The sequence below is a fragment of the Cupriavidus lacunae genome (genome assembly GCF_003353055.1).
Classification (GTDB): domain Bacteria; phylum Pseudomonadota; class Gammaproteobacteria; order Burkholderiales; family Burkholderiaceae; genus Cupriavidus; species Cupriavidus lacunae.
Window position 1 is genome coordinate 1 of sequence record NZ_QKWJ01000159.1, and the last position, 7,287, is coordinate 7,287.

Annotated in this window: 6 protein-coding genes; all 6 read left to right on the forward strand. The window is 66.1% G+C overall.

Annotated elements, in window-relative coordinates; all coding sequences use genetic code 11:
- Positions 1 to 164: 164 nt before the first annotated feature.
- Positions 165 to 1,205, forward strand: coding sequence for an AraC family transcriptional regulator (locus DN412_RS41555; protein WP_425267497.1), 1,041 nt, complete (start codon positions 165 to 167; stop codon positions 1,203 to 1,205).
- 245 nt (positions 1,206 to 1,450) lie between these two features.
- On the forward strand, positions 1,451 to 3,253 hold the full coding sequence (locus DN412_RS41560; RefSeq protein ID WP_115216817.1) for an acyl-CoA dehydrogenase: 1,803 nt from the start codon (positions 1,451 to 1,453) through the stop codon (positions 3,251 to 3,253).
- A 59-nt stretch (positions 3,254 to 3,312) separates the two neighbouring features.
- Positions 3,313 to 3,777, forward strand: coding sequence for a MaoC family dehydratase (locus DN412_RS41565; protein ID WP_013956812.1), 465 nt, complete (start codon positions 3,313 to 3,315; stop codon positions 3,775 to 3,777).
- 225 nt (positions 3,778 to 4,002) lie between these two features.
- A complete protein-coding gene (locus tag DN412_RS41570) occupies positions 4,003 to 5,634 on the forward strand; it encodes an alpha/beta fold hydrolase (RefSeq protein ID WP_115216822.1) in 1,632 nt (543 codons plus the stop codon).
- A gap of 58 nt (positions 5,635 to 5,692) precedes the next feature.
- On the forward strand, positions 5,693 to 6,124 hold the full coding sequence (locus DN412_RS41575) for a phasin family protein (protein WP_115216818.1): 432 nt from the start codon (positions 5,693 to 5,695) through the stop codon (positions 6,122 to 6,124).
- Positions 6,125 to 6,196: 72 nt separating this feature from the next.
- The gene (gene phaZ / locus DN412_RS41580) at positions 6,197 to 7,027 is read left to right on the forward strand and encodes a poly(3-hydroxyalkanoate) depolymerase (protein WP_115216819.1); all 831 of its coding nucleotides are present in this window, start codon (positions 6,197 to 6,199) and stop codon (positions 7,025 to 7,027) included.
- Positions 7,028 to 7,287 lie beyond the last annotated feature (260 nt).

Below are 7,287 nucleotides of genomic sequence, written 5' to 3' on the forward strand. Positions count from 1 at the left end.
ACGGTCGTATCCTGTCCTTGAAGGGCTGTGTCAGGGGCATTCATTTGCAGGCTCCTTTCGTAAAACGGGTTAGCAACTATCGTTTTACTTCAGGGGGCTTACCAGCCCTTCATAGTATCTAGGCATCCGCCCGCATTTCCATCGCGCAAATGCTGTGACAGAATGTGCCGTCATCTTCCCTCCGGCAGGCACTGCCTGCGCCCCGCGTGAACGGCCTGTCCGCTACCGTCCCCATCTCTGTCGTCAACGGCTTCCTGTCCGGCGCAAACCCCACGGCGATCGCGCGGCTGGCCGAGTGCTCGGGCATTGCCAGCGAACTGCTGTCCGAGCCGGCGGCACGCGTCACGCAGGAACAGTTCTCTACGCTGTACCGGCTGCTCGCCAGGGAGGCCGACGATGAAATGCCCGGCATCTTCAGCCGCCCGCTGCGCAACGGCACGCTCAAGTACCTGTGCCTGAGCTTGCTGGATGCGCCAAGGCTGGAGGTGGCACTGCACCGCTTCGGCCAGTTCTTCCACCTGATCCTCGATGACTTCCGGATCGTGTCGCGGCGCGACGGTGCCTTAGGCTATGTCGAACTGGCCGACAACCCGGCCGGTCCCGACGTCAGCGTGCTCGGGCGGGAGCTGATGCTGAAGCTCGTGCATGGCGTGGCATCGTGGCTGATCCGCCGGAAGATCCCGCTGCAGGCAGTCGAGTTCCCGTTTCCGCGGCCGCCGCTGGCCAGCGACCATCTCTACCTGTTTCCGGGCCCGGTGCACTTCGGCTGCGGCCACACCCGCATCGGCTTCGATGCGGCCTACCTGGACATGCCGGTGCGCCAGCGCAAGCCCGACCTGGAGAAGTTCCTGTCGCGCGCCCCAGAGGACTGGATCTTCGTTTCCTTTGCCGAGCAGATGACCTGCCACCGGGTCAGGCAATACGTGGCCGACTGCCTGCCGGTGTCACCCACCATCGAGGCGGTGGCACAGGCGCTGCATTGCTCGGTGCGCACGCTGTGCCGGCGCCTGGCCGCGGAGGGTACCGCCTTCCAGGCGATCAAGGACGATGTCCGGCGCGATATCGCCATCCAGCGCCTGACGCGGTCCGAGGACCCCATTGCGGCCATTGCCTTCGACGTGGGTTTCGACAATCCCACCGCCTTCCATCGCGCCTTCCGCCACTGGACCGGCAGCACGCCCAACGCCTACCGCCGGTCGCTGTAGGCGTGCCTCAGCGGCTGGCAAAACCGGCCGCCGACTGACAAATTCTGCCAAGCCAAAAGCCTTTTGGGACGCACGACGCGCGCGCAGGGCCGATTGCATGCAAAGCGGCAGGATTTGTCAGCGAATGGGCAAGTTTGGGTATCCGTCTTTGTGCCCGCGGCCTCTAGGATCCGCACATAACGTTGCAGTGCCACCGGTCGGTTGGATCGGATGCCGGCGCTGTGAACATCGCACAGAGGCCGAAGATGAGCTATACCGCACCGACCAAAGACATCCTGTTCGTCATCCGTGAACTGGCCGGACTGACAAAGATTGCCAGCCTGCCTGGCTATGAAGACGCGACGCCCGACACCGTCGAAGCCGTGATCGGCGAGGCCGCGAAGTTCCACGGCGAGGTGATCGCTCCCCTCAACGTCGCCGGCGACAAGCAACCCAGCAGCTGGCATGACGGCGAAGTCAGGACCACCCCCGGCTTCGCGGAAGCGTTCCGCCAGTTCGGCGAGGGCGGCTGGCAGGGCATCGTGCACCCGGTCGAGTTTGGTGGCCAGGGCCTGCCCAAGCTGGTCGGCACGCCGTGCATGGAAATGATGAACGCGGCCAACCTGTCGTTCGCGCTGTGCGCCATGCTGACCGACGGCGCGATCGAAGCGCTGCTCACCGCTGGCTCCGACGAGCTGAAGCAGCGCTTCCTGCCGCGCCTGATCGCCGGCGAGTGGACCGGCACCATGAACTTGACCGAGCCCCAGGCCGGTTCCGACCTGGCGCTGCTGCGCACGCGCGCCGAGCCGCAGGCTGACGGCAGCTACAAGGTCTTTGGCACCAAGATCTTCATCACCTACGGCGATCACGACATGGCGGACAACATCGTCCACCTGGTGCTGGCGCGCACGCCGGGCGCGCCCGAGGGCGTGAAGGGCATCTCGCTGTTCGTGGTGCCGAAGTTCCTGGTCAACGACGACGGCTCGCTGGGGGCGCGCAATGACGTGCAGTGCGTGTCGATCGAACACAAGCTCGGCATCAAGGCCAGCCCGACCGCGGTGCTGCAGTTTGGCGACCATGGCGGTGCCATCGGTTACCTGGTCGGCGAGGAGAACCGCGGCCTGGAGTACATGTTCGTGATGATGAACGCCGCGCGCTTCGGCGTGGGCGTGCAGGGCATTGCCATCTCCGACCGTGCCTACCAGCAGGCGGTGGCCTATGCGAAGGATCGCGTGCAAAGCCGCCCGGTCGATGGCTCATCGCGCGAGGCGGTGGCCATCATCCATCACCCCGACGTGCGCCGCATGCTGACCGAGATGCGCGCGCTGACCGAAGGCGCGCGAGCACTGTCGCTGGTGGCGGCTGCGTACTCGGATCTTGCCCACCACGCACCGGATGCCTATACGCGGGCGCAGTTCAAGTCGGCCTACGAGTTCCTGGTGCCCGTCATCAAGGGCTGGAGCACGGAGATGTCGCTGGACGTGACCAGCCTGGGCGTGCAGGTGCACGGCGGCATGGGCTTTATCGAGGAGACCGGTGCCGCCCAGCACTTCCGCGACGCCCGCATCCTGCCGATCTACGAGGGCACTACCGCCATCCAGGCCAACGACCTGGTGGGCCGCAAGACCGTGCGCGATGGCGGCCTGGCCGCGCGCGCCATCCTGGCCGAAGTCGACCAGACCATCGATGCGCTCAGGGTCTGCGCCGGTAGCGGCGCGGATGCGGCATGCAGCGCCATGTTCGTGCAACTCGGCTACGCGCGCATGGCGCTGGGCCGGGCCGTCGACTTTGTGCTGGAGAACGCGGCCAAGGAGCCGAACGCGGTGTTTGGCGCAAGCGTGGCCTACCTCAAGCTGGCCGGCATCGTGCTGACGGGCTGGCAGATGGCGCGCGCGCTGGTCGTGGCGACGCACAAGCGCAGCGAGGACGAAGCGTTCTACGCCGCCAAGATCGCCACCGCTGAGTTCTTCGCCAAGCAGATCCTGCCGCGCGCCACGGCGCTGGAAGCGGCCATTACCGGTGCGTCGGGCGAGGACGGTTTCCTGAACCTGGACGAATCCCGGTTTTGAAACCCAAACCGTGGCGCAACGCGGCACGGGCAAAAAGATCAATCAATGTAGGAGGCCGTATGGCAATCGAAAACTACCGCATGGCGACGCTCAACGCGTTCGTCGGCAAGGAACTGGGCGTGTCCGACTGGGTGGAAGTGGACCAGGCGCGCATCGACGCATTCGCGCAATGCACCAACGATAAGCAGTGGATCCACGTTGACGTGGAGCGTGCCGGCAAGGAAAGTCCGTTCGGCGGCACCATCGCCCACGGCTACCTGACGCTGTCGCTGGTGGCAGGTCAAATGCAAGAGATGGGCGTGATCCCGGCCGATGCCAGCGCCGCAGTCAACTACGGACTGGAAAAGACGCGCTTCCTGGCGCCGGTAAAGGCGGGCTCGCGCGTGCGCAATCGCGTCAGCCTGCTGGCTGCAGACAACAAGGGCGGCGGCCGCGTGCTGCTGCGCACGGAAAACACGATCGAGATCGAAGGCGAGGCCAAGCCCGCGCTGGTGGCGGAAGCCCTGGCGCTGCTGGTCGCCTGAAGCAATGAGCAAGACAGTAGTAGCAAGGAATAAGGCGGGAGACGCAGGATGACGAGGGTCAGCAGTACGAGAGAGCAGGGCAGCAAGGGCGGCAGCGCCGGCAGGGCTAAGGTCGTTATGGCCAAGATCGTTAGCGCCAAGGTCGATAGGGACGATAGTGCGGATCAGGCTGCAGCCGTGAGCGCGGCCACGGTGGTAGCGTCCATCGAACGCATGCCGGACATGATGGCCGGCCCCAACCCCTTCGTGGGCCTGCGCCCGGAAGACCTGGCCAGCACTGCGCAGCAGATCGGCGCGCAGTGCCTGCAGGAGCCGGTGCTGGTGCTGGAGCAGCAGACGCAGCTGGCGCAGGACCTGGTCAGCGTGCTGGACGGCTCAGCCCCGTTGCCGTCGGCGCGCGACCGGCGCTTTGGCGACCCGGCCTGGCAGGACAACCCGCTGTACCGCATGTCGCTGCAGGGCTACGAGGCCTGGCGCAATGCCATCAGCGGCTTTGTCCGGCGCTCGGTCATGGACGAGCGCAGCAAGCACCGCGCGGAGTACTTCACCTCGCTGGTGGCCGATGCGCTGGCACCGACCAACACGCTGCTGGGCAACCCGGCGGCGCTCAGGAAAACTGTGGAGTCAGGCGGCATGAACCTGATCAGCGGGTTGACCAACCTGGTCACCGACACCCTGACCAACCGCGGCATGCCTGCCCAGGTGGACAAGGAAGCGTTCAGTGTTGGCAAGAACCTGGCCACCACGCCGGGCGTGGTGGTGTTCCGCAACGATGTGCTGGAGCTGATCCAGTACGCGCCGTCCACCGAGAAGGTGCACGCGCGGCCGCAGCTCATCGTGCCGCCGCAGGTCAACAAGTTCTACGTGTTCGACCTGGCGCAGGGCAAGAGCATGGTGGAGTACCTGCTGGCCCAGGAGCTGCAGGTATTCATCGTGAGCTGGCGCAACCCCACGGCAGCGCATCGCGACTGGGACATGGATACCTATGTCCGCGCGCTGATCGAAGCCATCCACGCCATCCGCGACATCACCGGCAGCCCTGACGTGAACCTGCACGGCGCCTGCTCGGGCGCGATGACGATGTCGGCGCTGATGGGCTACTGCGCCGCGAGCGGCGAGAAGCTGGTGCATGCGGCCACGCTGATGGTGTCGGTGTTCGGGCTGGATGCCCAGTCCCAGCTTGGCCTGTTCAGCACGCCCGAAGCCGTCACGGCCGCCCGGCAGGGCAGCCAGGCGCGCGGCGTGCTCGACGGCGAGGAGCTAGGTCGGGTCTTTGCCTGGCTGCGCCCCAATGACCTGGTTTGGAACTACTGGGTCAACAACTACCTGCTGGGCAATGCGCCGCCGGCCTTCGATGTCCTCTACTGGAACAACGACACCACGCGGCTGCCGGCCGGCCTGCATGGCCAGTTCCTCGACATGCTCACACTGAACCAGCTGGCCACGCCGCGCACGCTGCGCGTGCTGGGCCACGCCATCGACCTGTCCGAAGTCCAGTGCGACAAATACGTGCTGGCCGGCATGACCGACCACATCACGCCGTGGAAGGCCGTGTACCGCTCGGTGCGCGCCTTTGGCGGACGCACGGAGTTCGTGCTCAGCTCCAGCGGGCATGTCCAGAGCCTGATCAACCCGCCCGGCAACCCCAAGGCGAAGTTCTTCCGCAACGACGCCACCGAGGCGGACCCGGAGACCTGGCTGGAAGGCGCCACGGCCACCCAGGACTCGTGGTGGCAGCACTGGAGCCAGTGGCTGAAGAAGCGCTCCGGGCCGAAGTGCAACGCACCGGCCAGCCCCGGCAGCCTGCAATACGCGCCTTGCGGCGAGGCCCCTGGCCTTTACGTGTCTGAAGCGTAGTCCACCGGCCCCACGGGGCCATCGTTTTCTACAACCCAACCTGTCAGGAGAAATAAAGATGGAATCGACCAACACCGCGGGCACGTCGTCCGCACACACCGCCCCGTACAAGAAGCTGTTTGACTTCGTCAAGCAGAACCGCCTGGACCCGGCGGCTATCCTCGAATCGCGCCGCAAGGACATCGAGGCCCTGGCCGGCGTGAATATCGCGCTGCTGGCCGGCCTGCAGTCGCTGGTGCGCCAGCAGGGCGAATACCTCTGCGAGACCGCCGCCGACCTGCAGGCGCTGGCCCGTGGCGGCAAGGATGCCGACGGCCAGGCGGCCAAGGTCTCTGAAGTGCTGCCGCGCTCGCTGCACAAGGCCGTGAACGGCCTGCGCGGCCTGACCGACACCGTGTACAAGACCCAGGCCGACAGCATTGCCGCAGTAGGCCGGCGCATCGCCGAGAACGTCGAGGAAGTGAAGGGCATCCTGCGACCCAGGCAGTAAGCACCGGGGTGCACGGCCGCGATCGCGGCGATCGTGGCCGTGCCTTCGCGCCAACGACTCCAGGACAGCTTGATGACAATAAGCAATGCCGGCATCAGGGCCGGCCACATGCAGGTCCAGACTGTAGATCTGGACGGGCAGCAACTCAGGGTCGGCATCCGGCCCGGCAGCGACGCGGGTCCGCCGCTGCTCATCTTCAACGGCATCGGCGCCAACCTCGAACTGATCGAGCGCTTCGTCGATGCGCTGGCGGGCGTGGAAGTCATCATCTTCGACGTTCCCGGCGCCGGCGGCTCCCCCGCGCCGCTGATGCCTTACCGTTTCTCCAACCTTTGCGTGCTTGCCGACAGGCTGCTGTCGCACCTTGGCTATGCGGACCAGGTCGATACGCTCGGCGTGTCGTGGGGTGGTGCGCTCGCGCAGGAATTCGCACGGCTCTATCCGCAGCGTTGCCGCCGCCTGGTGCTGGCGGCAACGTCGCCCGGCGTGGTCATGGTGCCGGGCAGGCTGTCGGTGCTGTCGAAGATGATCGGCGTGCGCCGCTACAGCGATCCGGAGTACCTGCGACGCGTTGGCGCCGACCTCTACGGCGGCGCCTTCCGCGACGATCCTGCACTGCTCGACGAACATGGACGGCACATGCAACCGCCACGGGGACGTGGCTACCTCTACCAGCTGCTGGCGGCCTGGGGCTGGAGCAGCCTGCCGTGGCTGGGCGCGGTCAGGCAGCCCACGCTGGTGATGCACGGCGCCGACGATCCCATCGTGCCGCTGGTCAATGCCAGGATCCTCGCCGCCCGCATCCCCAATGCGGAACTGCATGTACTCGACGACGGGCATCTCTTCCTCGTGACCGGCGCGGAGAACACCGCGCGCGTCGTCGGCGCCTTCCTGCGCCGCTAGACCCTTGCTCAAGCCGCGGCACGTCCGCGGCTTTTTCTTGCGCCTCGAAACGAAAAAGAACGGCCGCGCGGGGGAATCCCCCGGGCGGCCGCAAACGAGCATATTGCCCGGTGTCGATCCGATGACCGGATCGCCTGGATCGCGGTAGGAATGCTCATTACTGAGCACCCCCCGCACAGATCCCGGCGTGCCCAATTCGGGCACCGGGCTCCTACCTTGGGTGTTTGACGGCAAAACGCCGGTCGGGCCACGGGTGAAGG